Raw genomic sequence first — 15,229 nt, forward strand, 5'->3', positions numbered from 1 at the left:
CGGAAGGATGCTGTTAAACGATAATTAGCGAGAATTTGCCGCAGGCATCAGCGCCCGCAGACGGGTTACCGCTTTGTTGACCAGCTCAATGGCGTAATCAATTTCCTCTTCGGTGGTAAAGCGTCCGAGCGAAAAACGCAGCGAGCTGTGTGCCAGCTCCTGGTCAACGCCCATCGCGCGTAGCACATAAGAGGGTTCGAGGCTGGCCGAGGTACAGGCGGAACCGGAAGAGAGCGCCAGATCTTTCAGCGCCATAATCAACGATTCACCTTCAACGTGGGCAAAACTGATATTGAGGATATTTGGTGCGCCCTGCTCCAGCGATCCATTCAGCGTGACATCGCTCAGCGCGCTGATGCCCTGCCACAAGCGCTGACGCAGTGCTGCTAGTCGCGCAACTTCGCTGCTCATCTCTTCACGCGCAATGCGATAGGCTTCGCCCATGCCGACAATCTGGTGCACCGGCAATGTACCCGAACGCATGCCGCGCTCATGACCGCCACCATGCATTTGCGCATCAATCTGCAAACGCGGTTTGCGACGAACCCAGAGCGCGCCGATACCTTTCGGGCCATAAATTTTGTGTGCCGAGAAGGACATCAAATCCACCGGCAGGACACTGACGTCAATGGGCAACTTACCCACACTTTGCGTGGCGTCGACATGGAACAGGATGTCACGTTGGCGACACAAAGCGCCAAGCGCGGCGATATCCTGAATTACGCCGGTTTCATTATTCACATGCATCAACGAAACCAGCACCGTGTCGTCACGCAGCGCCGCAGCCAACATGTCGGGAGTCACGATGCCATCACGGCCGGGTTGCAAATAAGTGACCTCAAAGCCTTCGCGCTCCAGTTGCTGACAACTGTCGAGCACCGCTTTGTGTTCGGTCTGACTGGTAATAACGTGTTTGCCGCGCGCCTGATGGCACTGTGCCGCGCCCTTGATGGCGAGGTTATCAGCTTCAGTCGCGCCGGAAGTAAAAACGATTTCACGCGGATCGGCATTGACCAGCTCCGCAACCTGGTTGCGTGCCACATCAACGGCTTCTTCAGCCTGCCAGCCAAATCGGTGAGAACGGGAAGCGGGGTTACCGAACGTGCCATCCAGGGTGAGAAACTGCATCATTCTGGTGGCGACACGCGGATCCGCAGGCGTCGTTGCCGCGTAATCCAGGTAGATCGGTAATTTCATTGCGCTAAAGCTCCGTATAAAAAATCATACGACGTTATAGCATGATTCAGCCTTCCCTGCCTTAGCAGGAAAGGCCGAAAGAGAGCGGATTACGCACGCAGGTTAACGTTGATGGTTTCCTGCACGCGGTGAGTCTGGAAGCGACGATTGTCGATGGCGTTTTGACGGTCAGCAACATCCAGAATTTCCTGGTTGTTGACCAGTTCTGCCAGAGTGATGTTGTTGAGGAATTCGCTGATGCGTTCGCTCAGGTCACGCCACAGAACGTGAGTCAGGCAACGTTCACCGCCCTGGCAACCTTCTTTGCCCTGGCATTTGGTGGCATCAACGGATTCGTCAACGGCGGTGATCACCGCACCTACGGCAATCGCGCCAGCATCTTTACCTAACAGATAACCGCCGCCCGGACCACGGACACTGGCAACCAAACCGTGCTTACGCAGACGCGAGAATAACTGCTCCAGATAGGAGAGCGAAATGCCCTGACGCTCAGAAATGTCAGCCAGCGGCACCGGCCCCTCGTGCGAGTGCAGGGCAACGTCCAGCATAGCGGTAACGGCATAACGTCCTTTGGATGTCAGTCTCATAGCATACAACCTCGTAAGCGTCCGTCGGTTATCGGCGGGTATCTGATGAATGGCCGCTAGTCTGACATTCCTGAGTAAATTGGTCAACTATTTAACCAAGTAATTTGCTCAACTATTTAACCAAGCAATTTACTCAACTATTACCCTCACTACCTTTACGTTTTTCAAACGACGCCAGCATGCCACGCAGAATATTCAGCTCATCACGTTCCGGGCGCGCGCGGGTGTACAAGCGACGCAGTTTGCTCATCACCTGACCGGGATTGCCTTCACGGATAAAGCCGCTGTTCAGCATCATCTGTTCCATATGCTGATAAAAACGCTCCAGATCATCGACCAGCGGATAAGGCGACTCTGCAAACTGTGGCTGCGGCGTCGCTTTTTCCTGCGCATCCAGCCAGGCCATACGCACCTCGTAAGCGATGATCTGTACCGCCATCGCGAGGTTCAGCGAACTGTATTCCGGGTTCGCCTGAATCGCGACGTGATAGTGGCACTTCTGCAACTCTTCATTGGTCAGGCCAACACGCTCACGGCCAAACACCAGCGCGACCGGTGCCTGCTGCCCCTCTTCGACACTTTTGATACCGCATTCACGCGAATCCAGCATCGGCCACGGCAAAGAACGCGAACGTGCGCTGGTGCCAACCACCAGGCTACAACCCGCAATCGCCTCATCGAGGGTGTCCACGATCTGCGCATTGCCGATCACATCGCTGGCACCTGCGGCGAGAGAGATGGCCTGAGAATCAGGTTTGACCAACGGGTTGACCAGATACAGATTGCTCAAACCCATGGTTTTCATGGCACGGGCTACCGAGCCCATGTTGCCGGTGTGGGAGGTTTCCACCAGTACAATTCGGATATTTTGCAGCATAATAGAAGCAGGTAAGAAAATGATGGCGCGATGCTAACATAAAACAGGACATTTACCGAATGCGCTGCTATACTCCGCGCCGTTTTCCCTGTTCTTTAACATCCAGCGAGAGATACCGATGCATCCGATGCTCAACATCGCCGTGCGCGCTGCGCGCAAGGCCGGAAATTTAATTGCAAAGAATTATGAAACCCCGGACGCTGTCGAAGCCAGCCAGAAAGGCAGCAACGACTTCGTTACCAATGTTGACCGTGACGCAGAACGTCTGATTGTCGAAGTGATTCGCAAGTCATACCCGCAACACACCATCATCACCGAAGAAAGCGGTGAACTGGCGGGTGACGATCAGGACATTCAATGGGTAATCGATCCGCTGGATGGCACCACCAACTTTATCAAACGCCTCCCTCACTTCTCCGTTTCTATCGCTGTGCGCATTAAAGGTCGCACCGAAGTTGCGGTGGTTTACGATCCAATGCGTAATGAGCTGTTCACCGCTGTACGCGGTCAGGGCACTCAGTTGAACGGCTACCGTCTGCGCGGCAGCACCGCTCGCGATCTGGATGGCACCATTCTGGCGACCGGCTTCCCGTTCAAACTGAAGCAGCATTCTCAGTCTTATATCAATGTGGTGGGCAAACTGTTTACCCAGTGTGCTGACTTCCGTCGTACCGGTTCTGCGGCACTGGACCTGGCTTACGTGGCTGCGGGTCGTGTAGATGGCTATTTCGAAATCGGTCTGAAACCGTGGGATTTCGCTGCCGGTGAACTGCTGGTACGCGAAGCGGGCGGCCTGGTAACTGACTTTACTGGCGGTCATGGCTACCTGATGTCAGGTAACATCGTTGCCGGTAACCCGCGTGTGGTGAAAGCGCTGCTGTCCACCATGCGTGACGAACTGAGCGAAGCGCTGAAGCGTTAATTGCTTTTCCCGTAACGGCGTGATTTATTGCGCCGTTACGTTATGGTCGATGGTTAAAATGGCCGCAGGCCGCTGCTCATCATCGGCTGGGCGCTTTGCCACAGTAACGCCCCCGCGACCAGTAAGACCACGCTGCCGACTAACGCCAGCAATGGCATCAACACTTTCACCCCTTGCGCTGTCGCACTGGCACTGCCCAGTTTCTCCGCCAGTTTACGCGAACGCTGCACCAACAATCCCATCGCCGATACGGTCACCGCCGTGCCCATCGCCATCGCCATCGCCGAGGCCACTCCCCAGAGATACACATCAATCACTTTGGCAAACAGCAACATCATAATGGCCCCCGAGCAAGGACGTAGCCCCATCGAGAACACCACCAGCGCCTGCGTTTTGCCGCTAACGGCTTGTTCTATCTGTGCAGCACTCGGCAAGTGAGCATGGCCACAGCCGCAGTTGTCATCATGCTGATGGTGAGGGCGGATAGCATGGATCTGCATTTTCGGCACCGGTTTTAACGCCGCCCGCAAGGCGCGGATCGCGCGCCATCCAACCCAAATTCCCAATGCCATCACCAGCAGGTAACTGCCCTTCTCCAGCCAGTAGCTACCCAGATGCAGGGTGCGCGATGAGGTTTGTAGCACCACCAGCATCACCGTCACCAGACCGATCGCCACGCCCCCCTGCAACAATGCCGCCAGCAACGTCAGCTTCATACTGGTTTTCAGGCGCGCCGGATGGGTCGCGAGGAAGGTGCTGATCACCACTTTACCGTGACCGGGGCCCAGGGCATGCAGCACACCATAAGCCAGACTAAACAGCATCAGGGTCACCCCCGCCTGGTGGGGTTGCTCCGCCACCTGTTGTAGCAGTTGCGTCATCTCGCGATTTAAGACTTTTTGCCACAGCACGCTTTGTAGCAGGATTTGCGGCCAGAATTGCCACACCATGCCAGCCGCCAGCAGCAACACCAACGCCAGCAACCACAGCGGCCATAAACGGCGGGATCCGGAAGGCAGGGAAATTAATGACATGTCAGCGTTACCGTCTGCGCGAACTGCTGCCCCAGATCCATATCTTCTGGCGGCGCATCGGCTTTATCCAGCGACAACGCATATTGTTTCAGCGAGTCATCCGGTTTTGGTGTGTGTAAATCCAGCTGGCAGCGCGATTTCAGCGCGTTCGGCAGAGTGAGCGCCTGAGCGTTGTCGTAATACATATCGACAAAGTAGCTCGGATCAAAGGTGAGAATGCGGTACTGCGTGTTACTCAGAGATTGCGGTTCGCCCAGAGGCAAAATGAACTCCAGCACCGCTTTGTTACCGTTGCGCGATAGCTGGTACTCCTTTGGCAGATTGAGGAATTTCACCCGATTTTTCCCCTGCCACACTTCGGTGAAATAGTGCTGACCCAACACATTGGCCATCACCTGCGCCGCCAGTTTTTTCCACACCACGCTGCCCGGCTCGGCTTTACCGGCATCGTACAGCAGATCGGCAGAGGTGATCTCGTCCATAGTCCAGACCATTTTGAAGCCGGTAAGATGGTCATTGTCGGTCAGAAGCTCGGTTTTCATATCAATAAAACTGTGTGGATGTGACCAGGCCATGTGACTGACCAACAGCATCAGGGTAAAAAGCGCAATTTTCATAACGTTATAAAGTAACAATTAAAAGGTTCAGATTCCAGTGGTCCAGAAAAACTGTGACCCGCTTTAAAGCTCTGAATAAAAGTCACGACAAAGTGCAGGGTTACCGCGCGGAGTTGGCTATTCTTAGCTCAAAAATGACCTGCTGGAATGACTATTGATGAGTTCTGCAACCTCCTCTGCACCACTCTTCAGCCGTTCCCAACGTCGCTGCCATCTGCTACTGCTGCTGTTTCTGCCCGCTCCCGCGCTGACGCTTGAAAAGCTCTGCCAGTTAAATGGCGTGGACCCTGTTGTCGCCCGACAGGATATCGCGGATGTCAGTGACGAGATACAGCGTTATCATCAACTGGAACTACACCAGATGGTCGATGGTAGCTTTCGCGTACATGGAACGGAGTTGGACAGGCGTTTATGCCTGCTCCATTGGTTGCGACGCGCTCTGCGCCTGTCGCAGGATTTTGTTTGTGAACACTTCGCCCCGGTGCTGCGTCAACGCCTTAAGGTGCTCAAAATCGAAAAAGCGCTGTGGGATGAAACCAACTTACAGGCGCTGATCCAGCATTGTAGCCTGCGACTCAACCGGAACTTTAGTCAGCGCGATCGGTTATTTCTGCAAATCTACATGAAGTATGCCCTGTGCCAGCGGCAGATGGCGCTGTTCAACGATGCGCAGCGCGCCTGGCTGGCCGAAAAGGCAGAGCGCGAGGCCGCCGATGATGTAATTCATCACTGGCAAAAACGTTGCCACCTCGCGCCCGATGCCAGCGAGGCCGACTTCTGGACGCTACTGTTTAGCCTGATTCACGCGCCGGATGGCACGCAGTTGCAGCATCCGCAGGCGCAAATCCTGATGCAGGCCGTGGAAGCGTTAATCATCCGCTTTGAAAAACTGGCGCTGACGCAAATCAGTAATCAGGAAGAGTTGAAGCAGCAACTGTTTACCCATCTGGCGCAAGCGCTGGACCGTAGCCATTTTGCCATCGGCATTGATAACAGCGTGGCGCTGGATGTCGCCCGGCTCTATCCACGCTTGCTGCGCACCACCCGCGCCGCGCTCGATGACTTTGCGGCGCAATTTGCCACGCGTTTCAGTGCGGAAGAAGTGAGCCTGGTGGCGGTGTTGTTCGGTGCCTGGCTGATGCAGGAGAGCGCCTTGCAGGAGAAACAGGTGCTGCTGCTGACTGGCGAGGATGCCAGCCTGGAGCAATTACTGGAACAGCAAATCCGTGAGCTGACGTTGCTGCCAATTAACATCACCTATCAGGATATGCTGCAATTCAGGCAGGAGGGTGCGCCGCGTGATATTGCGCTGGTGATTACCCCTTATGCGACCTCGCTGCCGCTGTTTTCACCGCCATTGATTCACGCCGAGCTGCCGCTGAGCGAACATCAGCAGCAGCGTATCCGCCAGTTACTCGAGTCTTAAGCAGAACGGGGGCGCAGGAACAAGGCAGGTAACGCTACCAGCGCCATCACCCAAAACAGATGCCCCTGCAAAGGGGTAAACAGCACGCCACAAATCATGGTCATCACCGCTATGCCGCCGCCCATCGCCAGCGCCGAATACAGCGACTGTAAACGGATCACCTCTGCGCCCTTACGCGCCGCAATAAAGCGCATCGCCGCCAGATGGCAAACGGTGAAGCTGCCGCAGTGCAGAATCTGCGCCACAATCAGCAGTGGCAATGCGGTGCTGGCCCCAAGTAACGTCCAGCGTACCAGCGCACACACGCAGGAAAGCAGCAGCAGGTCGCGCGCCGTCCAGCGGCGAAATAGCCGGTTGCTGAGGGCAAAGACCACAATTTCCGCCACCACTCCGAGTGACCAGAGATACCCCACGGTGCTGGCTGAATAGCCAGACTCCTGCCACCAGATAGCACTGAAGCTGTAATAAGCGGCGTGTGCGCCCTGCATCAGGGTGACACACAACATAAAGCGCCAGACGGCATTTTCCCGCAGCAGGTTACGCCAGGCAGACCAGCCACCACTCGCTCCCTGGCGTGCATCGCCCTGTGGTTGCGTTTTGGGTGGCAACATCATGCCGGATAGCATCGCCAGCACCCCGACCGAGAGCAGCACCAGAATCGCCTGCGAGGAGTACTCACTGACCAGCATTCCGGTCAACGCCGAGCTAATCACAAACGCCAGCGATCCCCATAAACGCACCGGCCCATAGGCGAGGCCAATTTGCTGTGTCCAGGTGGCGGCCAGCGCATCACTCAGTGGCACCAGCGGAGAAAAAAACAGGTTAAAGCCAATCATCACCAACAGCAGCCATAGCCACTGGCCACCAAGCCAAAATCCCAGCGCGAACAGGCAGGTCATCAGCGCCAGCAGGCGTAGCGCGCGAATCAAATGGGAAGGGGTTTTCACCTGAGAAGCAATTAACAAGCTGCCGACAAAACGTGCCACCATGCCGCAACCAATCATCAGACCGATTTTTTCCGCATCCAATCCTAAACCTTTGAGCCATACGCTCCAGAAAGGTAAGTAGATGCCGTAACAGAAAAAGTAGGTGAAGTAGCTCAGTCCAAGCCACTTAGCCGATCCGATGGTCATACAAACTCCGCAGGGTAATTATTAACGTTATTATTTTGCGCGGTACTTTGTCAGAGCCGTGGGAAAAAGGAAATAATGAGTTTTAGTTTTTATGTAATGAACTATCGGCCACCATCGACGCTGAGAACTTGCCCGGTGACCCAGTTAGCCCAGTCGGAGGCGAAATACAGCACCGCATGGGCAATATCCTCGGCCACGCCGAGTCGTCGCAGGGCAATATTGTCCACCAGCCGCTGCTGGCCCGCGCTGCCCATTGCCTCCCACTGCTTCTCGGTGGAGGGATTGCTGCGAATAAATCCGGGTGCCACGTTATTGACGGTGATGTTCCACGGCCCCAACTCGTGCGCCAACTGACGTGTCAGGCCAATCTGTCCCGCCTTGGCACTGGCATAGGCCTGGATACCGGTAAGGCTGACGTCCAGCCCGGCCCGGCTGGAGATATTGATGATGCGACCAAATTGCCGCGCCTTCATCCCCGCCACTGCCGCTTGGGACATTAAAAACGCCCCATTCAGATTCACATCAACTATCGCCTGCCACTGTGCGAAGGTGACGGTTTCGAGCGGTTGACCTGATTGCCCCACCACGCCGCCCGCATTGTTGACCAGCGTATCGACCTGAAGCTGGTGCGACGCCAGCGTGCTAAACAGCGCGTTAACTGCCTCGGGTGAGCTGATGTCAACGGTAAACGCCAGCGTCCCCTCGCCGCATAACGCTGCCGTCTCCTCAACCTGCGCCTGCTGGATGTCACAGGCGATGACCTGTGCCCCGCGTGCGGCGAAGGCCAGACAAATCGCGCGGCCAAATCCCTGCGCGGCGCCGGTCACCAGCACCGTGCGCCGGGAATAATCAAAAGGGTCTTGCATCAGGATGCTCCCGTTTCGTTACTTTCCAGCAAGACCAGGGTTGCCTGAGTTTGCGGCAGCATCCCCTGCTCCACTTCGTGAATCAGTTGCACCAGACGCGAGGTTAATGGCATCGGTACATTAACGCTCAGACCAATCGCGATAGCCGGAGCGATCTGCGCGTCAATCTCGGTCTGGCGTTTGCGCACCGCCAAATCACGCCAGATACCTGAGTGAGATTTCGCTGAACGGCGGTTATGCGCCACCATATCGTCAAAGGATTGTCGGGTGTGGTCAGGGCTGGCATCAGGCAGAAACGCCGCAGGATCAAAGCCATCAAACCCTTGCAAAACGATATGCTGCGCATGGGCCACGCTGCCGATTTCCTGTGCCAGCGCTGTCAGCACGGGTCGGAAACGTGGCATCGCAAGGACATCGGCAATGCTGTCATTGGTTAATGCCGTGGCGAACAACAGCGCACCGTAGATCATCTTCGCCCACAGAAATCCCCAAATGTTTGGTGTGAGGATCGCCGCAGCGTCCACGTTCAGCAGCAGCCTGTGGAGCATTTCAGTTCGTGGGCGGGCGATGCCGTCTAACTCACCAATCACCACCGCGCCGCGACCACCGTGGTGGATCACGCCGGGTTCCAGGAAGTCTGCGCCAAAATTCAGGAAAGCGCCGACGGTACGATCAACGCCGATGCTATCGGCGATAACCCGCTCGTTGAGGCCGTTTTGTAGCGATACCACAAAACCTTCGGGCGCGAGGTGCGGTGCAATTTGTTGGATAGCGCCAGCGGTATGGTGAGATTTTACCGCCAGCAGCACGCAGCGATAGTGACCGGTAAGTTGCTCAGGCAAAAATGCCTGCGCCCGCACCACTTTTTCACCGAGGGGACCGGTAATGCGCAGCCCCTGAAGATTAATCGCGGCAACATGCTCCGCCACATTATCGACAAAAATCACCGGCTGACCGGCAGCGATAAACGCAGCACCGATCACGCCACCAATCGCCCCCGCCCCCCAAATAACCAGAGGATCCTGGGATTGCGGTACTGCGGGGGAAAGTGCGGTTTCTGGCTGAGTGACAACTGACATCCGTACCTCCGGGCAAGTCGCGCATCACCGGCTAGAGCGCGTCAATAATCTCTCGAATTTCCGCCAGTGCGGTTTGCCAGATAGCGAGCATCTCCTCATCGGCGCGCTGATAATAGCCGCCGTAGTTGCCGTCACCGAGATACGCTTTGGCACGCGTTGGGTCCAGTTTCCGCAGCGCTACCAAATCCACCATCGGTTTTTGCTGCTGCGGCTGGGTCACGCCCGGCAAACGCGTCCAGGGGAAGTTTTCCATCCAGGAGGCGTGTGACGCGACCGGATCGATAGACATCACTTTTTCCCAGGTTTTCGGCGCATTCCACCAGTTATGCAACTGAACCGTTACCCCCGGATTGGTCACCATCCATTCACTAATGATGTTCTGCGCCGGTGCGTTACCACCGTGCCCGTTGATAAACAAAATGCGGCGAAACCCCTGCCGTTTCAGGTTATTAAGTATGTCATTCAACAGGCACACATAGGTTTGCATGCTCAGACTGATGGTGCCGGGATAGTCGCTAAACGCCGGCGTCATACCGAACGGCATCACCGGGAAGACAGGAATACCGTAAGGCTCTGCGGCCTCTGCGGCGACTCTCTCAGCCAGAATTGAATCCACTGACAGGCTGAGTAGCGCGTGCTGCTCAGTACTGCCGAGCGGCACAATCACCCGGTCGTCGGTGGTGAGATAGTGGGCTAACTGCTGCCAGTTCATTTCACTGATTTTCATTACGGTCCCCGGTGTTGGACGCGTGTAAAATATCCTGTTGCAGCAACGGTACAACCACCCGTTGAATCTCTCCTGCATCAGGAACATGGCGGTACTCAAAAGAACGTTGGTGCTCTCCCAACCGGGCGGTGAGTTCCTGAACGCCGGTGGCATACACCAGGGCATCGGTCTCTTTTAATAATTCACCCAGACGAGGATCATCGCTTTGCACCACGGTGACCTGGGTTACATGAGGCGCAAAGCGCGCCACGCCAGACGTCATCAACGCGGTAAATTCCGGGAAAATCGACACCACCAGCGTGCGCGTCAGTGGATCGAGCGAAGCCAACGCACGGCGAGTAGCTTCGGACGGAATAAAACTGATATTCAGCAACGGCAGCCCCGGAATCAGTTGGCTGACCTCACGCCGACGATGGGCAAAGGTCAGCAACAGATCGGCACTGGCAACACGTTGACGGAGTAACAGGTCGTTTTTTATATCGGTGAGCGTGGTCGCTTCTACCTGCGCGATTTCACCCAGCGTTTCGCCGATGCAGTGTGCATAATCCCGCGCCGCATCGATAAAGTTGCCAATAAAAAATACCGTCTTCTTCCTGAGCTGGCGTTGTCGTTCTGCAAACCGACTGCTGACCAACGCCCCCAGTTCTGCCGCGTTTAAACCGAGCAACATTCCGCTGTTGATAAATGCATCAAGATGCTGATGCAACTCGTCAAGGGCAAGTTCTGACGATCCCACCGCAAGCGCCGCATCGGCGATAAAGGTACCGGCGCCTGGCTTGCTGTACACCAGCTCGGCCGCTTTGAGTTCGCGATATACCTGCGCCACGGTCATCGGCGCAACGCCTACCTGTTCGGCCATGTCGCGCACCGAGGGTAGCTGTTCGCCAGGTTTCAACGCGCCAAACGTAATGGCGTATTCAATTATCCCGCGCAACTGCGCTCCCAACGGGATTGAAGAGTCACGATCGAGGTGGAATTCCATAACCTGCCTGGTCAGTGTACTAGCCTGTTAATACAATTATGCTGTTTTTTACATCAATTCAAGACATCAGGCAAAAAAAATCATGACGAAATAACTTACTGTTATAACCAATTCTTATTTTTTGCATTTTTTTTGCGCTGATTATTGACAGTTTGTGAGCAATACATCAATTATCGTACCAGTTAACTAGAACACAATCATTACCGCCATTTTTGCCGGCTCCGCTCTCCGCAGTTTTCGGGGGGCATTTGAGGGCCTGACAAACATTTTTCTGACTTACAAACAGAGGGGCAAGGTCATGAAAGTTATGCCTAAATTAACGTTAATCGCCTTACTGGCAGCGGGTGCGTTCAGTACCCTGGCGGCTCAGGGGGCGGAGGTAGTACAGCGCGGCGGTACCCTGATCTATGGTCGCTACGCTGACAGTAATTTCCTCGAACCTATCCTGAACGAAAGCAATAACGATATCTGGATTCTCTCTAACCTCTACGACACCCTGCTGCTGCCGACTAACGATGGCAAAGGCATTCGACCGGGCCTGGCTACCGCGTGGAAGCTGTCGGAGGACGGTAAAAGTCTGACCCTGACCCTGCGTCCTGACACCAAATTTTCTGATGGTTCACCGATCACCGCTGAAGACGTGAAATGGTCGCTGGAGCGTGCAGCCAAACCGGGTAATGGCGTGTGGCAATTTCTGGTGAGCGCCATCGCTAACGTCACCATCAGCGATCCGCACACTGTGGTGATCCATCTGTCGCATACCGATCCCGCCATTCTCACCGCGCTGACAGTGTTCAACACCGCAATCATGCCGGAGAAATTGTTCGAAGCGGAACCCGGCGCGACTGACCACGACAAAGCCGCAGCGTTTGCCGAGCATCCGGTGGGTTCTGGTCCGTTTATCCTCAAGTCATGGCAACATAACTCCACCATGACGCTGGTACGCAACCCGTACTATTGGGAGAAAGGCGCTGACGGCAAAGCGCTGCCCTACCTCGACAGCATCAAGTTCGAAATCATCCCCGACGATGCGACACGCATCCTGAAGCTGCAATCCGGTGAACTGGACGGTGCCGAGTTTATCCCTTACTCACGCGTTAAAGAGTTGCAGGGGAATCCGGCAATAAATATGGCGTTGTTCCCCTCCACCCGCGTGGAAGTCGCCAGCGTGAACGCCCGCCCGGAGATTGATGGCAAGCCGAACCCACTGGCGAATCCCAAAGTGCGTGAAGCGCTGAACTACGCCACCGACAAAGAAGGCATCATCCAACTGGTGACCTTTGGACTCGGCAAACCGATGACCTCGTTTATGTCGACCTCCACGCCACTCAACTCGGGCACCAAGCCGTTGTGGCCCGTAGACGTTGAGAAAGCGCAGGCGCTGATGAAAGAAGCCGGTTACCCGGATGGCTTTAGCACCAGCATGAATATTCTGGCGGGTAATGAAGACAGCCTGAGCATCGCGACCGGCCTGCAACAGATGTGGGCGCAGATTGGCGTCAAGCTGACCATTAACCAGATGGATAACGCCACGCTGAACGCCAACTATCGTAAGGGGAATTTCAGCACCCGTATTGGTCCGTGGACCGATGACATCGCTGACCCCAACGAGATCACCTCCTACTACGCGTATTCGAAGAATATTCAGGCGCTGCATTCCGGCTGGAAGAGTGATGAATTAGACACGCTGTTTGAAGCTTCACAGCAGGAAACTAATCCAGCGAAACGTGCCGAAGAATACAAACGCATCCAGGATATCTACAACAGCACCGGCCCCACCATCCCGCTGTATGAAAGCTCCTATCCGGTGGCGCTGAAGAAAAATGTCGAAGGATTTGTCCAGATCCCGTTGGGGAATAACATCTTCACTGAAACCTGGCTGAAGAAATAATTCGCCTTTATTACATCGAGTGAAATCCAGGCATCTGGCGCTGTACCCGCGTGGGCTACAGCGCCTGTACGCTGGATTTGGGAGCACGCGTTGACCGAACTGAATTATATTTTCAAACGCATTCTGCTGATTATTCCGACGCTGCTGGTGATTTTGGTGGTCACCTTCACCATCGTGCGTCTGCTGCCTGGCGATCCTGCCAGCGCGATGATTGGCGACCGCGCAACGGACGCTGACGTCACGCGTATCAATAAAGAGCTGGGATTGAGTCAACCGCTGCCGGTACAGTTCGTCTTCTTTGTACGCCAGGTCGCCAGCGGTAACCTTGGCAACTCCTATGCCATGCACGCCCCGGTGACCACGGTCATTGCCGAGCGTTTGCCCGTGACCTTGCTGTTGACCGGCATGGCCGCGCTGTTTGCGCTGCTGATGGCCATTCCGCTGGCCTTTATCTCTGCCCTCAAACGCAACAGCGCCACCGATATCACCATTCGCGGCGCGTCACAGGTGACGTTGTCGATGCCCTCGTTTTATATCGGGTTGGTGCTGCTGACGGTTTTCGCCGCCCAGTTGCACTGGTTCCCGGTCGGTGGCTACGGCGATAGCTGGGGACAACGCCTCTGGCATCTGTTTCTTCCGGCAATGACGCTGGCGGTCAGCATCACTTCGGTACTGATTGGTAGCCTGCGCAACTCGATCATCGCGGTACTGGACGCGGAATATGTCACCTTTGCGCGTGCCAAAGGTCTTAGCAATCGCGTGGTGTTGCTGCGGCATGTGTTACGCAATTCGCTGATCCCGATGCTCAGCCTGTTTGCGCTGAATATCGGCACCACCATTGGCAGCGCGGTGATCACCGAAACTGTCTTCGCCGTGCCCGGCATTGCGCGCCTGATGGTTGATAGCATTTTCAGCCGCGACTACCCGATGATTCAGGGGCTGGTCATCGTGCTGTCGGTGCTGGTGTCGTTGATTTTCCTGCTGACCGATATCGTGCAGGTCATGATTGATCCGAGGAGAGCGCGATGAGTGAATTGATTGCCCGACGCTCCCTCACGCGTCATTGGCGAAAGCATCTGCCGTGGCCGTCGCTGCTGGGTTGCGCCATTCTCGCCCTCAGCCTGCTGATGGCGTTCTTTCCGCATCTGGTTGCCACCGCCGATCCGCTGAAATTTGATTACCGCGCGATCCTGAAGGGGCCGAGCCTGCAACATATTTTTGGTACCGATAACTTTGGTCGCGATATCTTTTCACGCGTGGTCTTCGCGTACCGTATCGACCTGCAAATCGCGTTTTTCACCACGCTGTTTCCGATGGTGTTCGGCACCCTGGTCGGACTGTTGGTGGGTTATTTCGGCGGCGTTGCCGAAATGCTGTTTCAGCGCATCGTGGATGCGGTGGTCACCTTCCCGCTGCTGGTTTTGGTGATCGCCATTGTCGCGATTCTGGGTCCGGGCCTGAACAGCATGTATATCGCCGTTGGCATTATTTATTGGGTGTTTTACGCCAAACTTATCGCCGGTGAAGTCAGTATCCAGAAACGCCTTGAATACGTCGCCGCAGGCAAAGTGATGGGCTACAGCACGCCAAGGATTATCTTCCGCCATGTGCTACCAAACGTGATCACCACCACGCTGGTGTACTGGATGACGGATATGGCGCTGGCTATTCTGCTCGGCTCCAGCCTCGGTTATCTTGGCCTCGGTGCGCAGCCACCGACAGCCGAATGGGGGGTATTGATCGCCTCCGGTAAGAATTTCATGGACACCGCCTGGTGGATAACCATCTTCCCCGGTATCGCCATCGTGCTGACCGGGCTGGGATTTAGCCTGTTTGGTGATCTGCTATCGGACTGGCTGCGCCCCGGCAGCCGTTAAAAAATGAGAGCGAA

Annotated in this window: 15 protein-coding genes; 5 read left to right on the top strand and 10 right to left on the bottom strand. The window is 55.5% G+C overall.

The window, feature by feature from the left end; translation table 11 throughout:
- Positions 1-24 precede the first annotated feature (24 nt).
- From L579_RS11190 to trmJ, 3 genes are all read right to left on the bottom strand, one after another.
- Positions 25-1,197, bottom strand: a complete 1,173-nt coding sequence (locus L579_RS11190; RefSeq protein WP_021184353.1) for an IscS subfamily cysteine desulfurase — start codon at positions 1,195-1,197, stop codon at positions 25-27.
- 89 nt (positions 1,198-1,286) lie between these two features.
- Positions 1,287-1,784: a Fe-S cluster assembly transcriptional regulator IscR gene (iscR, locus tag L579_RS11195; RefSeq protein WP_021184354.1), complete on the bottom strand. Its 498-nt coding sequence runs from the start codon at positions 1,782-1,784 to the stop codon at positions 1,287-1,289.
- Between the two features lie 133 nt (positions 1,785-1,917).
- A complete protein-coding gene (trmJ, locus tag L579_RS11200) occupies positions 1,918-2,661 on the bottom strand; it encodes a tRNA (cytosine(32)/uridine(32)-2'-O)-methyltransferase TrmJ (protein ID WP_013510091.1) in 744 nt (247 codons plus the stop codon).
- Positions 2,662-2,779: 118 nt separating this feature from the next.
- On the opposite strand from trmJ, the gene suhB reads away from it, so the two are divergent.
- Positions 2,780-3,583, top strand: coding sequence for an inositol-1-monophosphatase (gene suhB / locus L579_RS11205; protein WP_021184355.1), 804 nt, complete (start codon positions 2,780-2,782; stop codon positions 3,581-3,583).
- Positions 3,584-3,636: 53 nt separating this feature from the next.
- Here suhB and L579_RS11210 read toward each other — a convergent pair whose 3' ends face one another.
- Together L579_RS11210 and L579_RS11215 are read right to left on the bottom strand one after the other, a co-directional pair.
- Entirely contained in the window at positions 3,637-4,617 is a 981-nt protein-coding gene (locus L579_RS11210; RefSeq protein WP_021184356.1) for a nickel/cobalt transporter, read from the bottom strand.
- The gene (locus tag L579_RS11215) at positions 4,608-5,234 is read right to left on the bottom strand and encodes a DUF1007 family protein (RefSeq protein ID WP_021184357.1); all 627 of its coding nucleotides are present in this window, start codon (positions 5,232-5,234) and stop codon (positions 4,608-4,610) included. Before L579_RS11215 ends, L579_RS11210 begins: the two co-directional genes overlap by 10 nt.
- A gap of 157 nt (positions 5,235-5,391) precedes the next feature.
- Here L579_RS11215 and csiE point away from each other — a divergent pair, with 157 nt between their 5' ends.
- Positions 5,392-6,660: a stationary phase inducible protein CsiE gene (gene csiE, locus L579_RS11220; RefSeq protein WP_021184358.1), complete on the top strand. Its 1,269-nt coding sequence runs from the start codon at positions 5,392-5,394 to the stop codon at positions 6,658-6,660.
- Here the strand turns inward: csiE and L579_RS11225 are convergent.
- The 5 genes from L579_RS11225 to L579_RS11245 all read right to left on the bottom strand — a co-directional run bounded on the left by L579_RS11225 (position 6,657) and on the right by L579_RS11245 (position 11,447).
- Positions 6,657-7,793, bottom strand: coding sequence for a 3-phenylpropionate MFS transporter (locus tag L579_RS11225; protein WP_021184359.1), 1,137 nt, complete (start codon positions 7,791-7,793; stop codon positions 6,657-6,659). The genes csiE and L579_RS11225 overlap by 4 nt on opposite strands.
- 101 nt (positions 7,794-7,894) lie before the next feature.
- Positions 7,895-8,659 (bottom strand): SDR family NAD(P)-dependent oxidoreductase, encoded by a 765-nt coding sequence (locus L579_RS11230; protein WP_021184360.1) that lies wholly within the window; start codon positions 8,657-8,659, stop codon positions 7,895-7,897.
- Positions 8,659-9,738, bottom strand: a complete 1,080-nt coding sequence (locus L579_RS11235) for a ketopantoate reductase family protein (protein WP_021184361.1) — start codon at positions 9,736-9,738, stop codon at positions 8,659-8,661. Before L579_RS11235 ends, L579_RS11230 begins: the two co-directional genes overlap by 1 nt.
- A 31-nt stretch (positions 9,739-9,769) precedes the next feature.
- Positions 9,770-10,465 carry a creatininase family protein gene (locus L579_RS11240; RefSeq protein WP_021184362.1) on the bottom strand — a complete coding sequence of 232 codons (696 nt, stop codon included), beginning with the start codon at positions 10,463-10,465 and terminating at the stop codon, positions 9,770-9,772.
- The gene (locus L579_RS11245) at positions 10,452-11,447 is read right to left on the bottom strand and encodes a GntR family transcriptional regulator (protein WP_021184363.1); all 996 of its coding nucleotides are present in this window, start codon (positions 11,445-11,447) and stop codon (positions 10,452-10,454) included. Before L579_RS11245 ends, L579_RS11240 begins: the two co-directional genes overlap by 14 nt.
- 298 nt (positions 11,448-11,745) lie before the next feature.
- Between L579_RS11245 and L579_RS11250 the strand changes: the two genes are divergently transcribed.
- The 3 genes from L579_RS11250 to L579_RS11260 all read left to right on the top strand — a co-directional run bounded on the left by L579_RS11250 (position 11,746) and on the right by L579_RS11260 (position 15,215).
- Complete coding sequence (locus L579_RS11250) at positions 11,746-13,338, top strand: ABC transporter substrate-binding protein (protein ID WP_036626457.1); 1,593 nt, start codon at positions 11,746-11,748, stop codon at positions 13,336-13,338.
- Positions 13,339-13,428: 90 nt separating this feature from the next.
- Positions 13,429-14,367, top strand: coding sequence for an ABC transporter permease (locus L579_RS11255; protein ID WP_021184365.1), 939 nt, complete (start codon positions 13,429-13,431; stop codon positions 14,365-14,367).
- Positions 14,364-15,215, top strand: a complete 852-nt coding sequence (locus tag L579_RS11260) for an ABC transporter permease (RefSeq protein ID WP_021184366.1) — start codon at positions 14,364-14,366, stop codon at positions 15,213-15,215. The genes L579_RS11255 and L579_RS11260 overlap by 4 nt, the downstream gene beginning before the upstream one ends.
- Positions 15,216-15,229 lie beyond the last annotated feature (14 nt).

It is taken from the genome of Pantoea sp. AS-PWVM4 (genome assembly GCF_000468095.1).
In the GTDB taxonomy this organism is placed as follows: Bacteria; Pseudomonadota; Gammaproteobacteria; order Enterobacterales; family Enterobacteriaceae; genus Pantoea; species Pantoea phytobeneficialis.

What these genes read in the sequence shown, in the direction of transcription:
- L579_RS11190 (WP_021184353.1), bottom strand. Translation starts at nt 1,197, where the DNA reads ATGAAATTACCGATCTACCTGGATTACGCGGCAACGACGCCTGCGGAT.
- iscR (WP_021184354.1), bottom strand. Translation starts at nt 1,784, where the DNA reads ATGAGACTGACATCCAAAGGACGTTATGCCGTTACCGCTATGCTGGAC.
- trmJ (WP_013510091.1), bottom strand. Translation starts at nt 2,661, where the DNA reads ATGCTGCAAAATATCCGAATTGTACTGGTGGAAACCTCCCACACCGGC.
- suhB (WP_021184355.1), top strand. Translation starts at nt 2,780, where the DNA reads ATGCATCCGATGCTCAACATCGCCGTGCGCGCTGCGCGCAAGGCCGGA.
- L579_RS11210 (WP_021184356.1), bottom strand. Translation starts at nt 4,617, where the DNA reads ATGTCATTAATTTCCCTGCCTTCCGGATCCCGCCGTTTATGGCCGCTG.
- L579_RS11215 (WP_021184357.1), bottom strand. Translation starts at nt 5,234, where the DNA reads ATGAAAATTGCGCTTTTTACCCTGATGCTGTTGGTCAGTCACATGGCC.
- csiE (WP_021184358.1), top strand. Translation starts at nt 5,392, where the DNA reads ATGAGTTCTGCAACCTCCTCTGCACCACTCTTCAGCCGTTCCCAACGT.
- L579_RS11225 (WP_021184359.1), bottom strand. Translation starts at nt 7,793, where the DNA reads ATGACCATCGGATCGGCTAAGTGGCTTGGACTGAGCTACTTCACCTAC.
- L579_RS11230 (WP_021184360.1), bottom strand. Translation starts at nt 8,659, where the DNA reads ATGCAAGACCCTTTTGATTATTCCCGGCGCACGGTGCTGGTGACCGGC.
- L579_RS11235 (WP_021184361.1), bottom strand. Translation starts at nt 9,738, where the DNA reads ATGTCAGTTGTCACTCAGCCAGAAACCGCACTTTCCCCCGCAGTACCG.
- L579_RS11240 (WP_021184362.1), bottom strand. Translation starts at nt 10,465, where the DNA reads ATGAAAATCAGTGAAATGAACTGGCAGCAGTTAGCCCACTATCTCACC.
- L579_RS11245 (WP_021184363.1), bottom strand. Translation starts at nt 11,447, where the DNA reads ATGGAATTCCACCTCGATCGTGACTCTTCAATCCCGTTGGGAGCGCAG.
- L579_RS11250 (WP_036626457.1), top strand. Translation starts at nt 11,746, where the DNA reads ATGAAAGTTATGCCTAAATTAACGTTAATCGCCTTACTGGCAGCGGGT.
- L579_RS11260 (WP_021184366.1), top strand. Translation starts at nt 14,364, where the DNA reads ATGAGTGAATTGATTGCCCGACGCTCCCTCACGCGTCATTGGCGAAAG.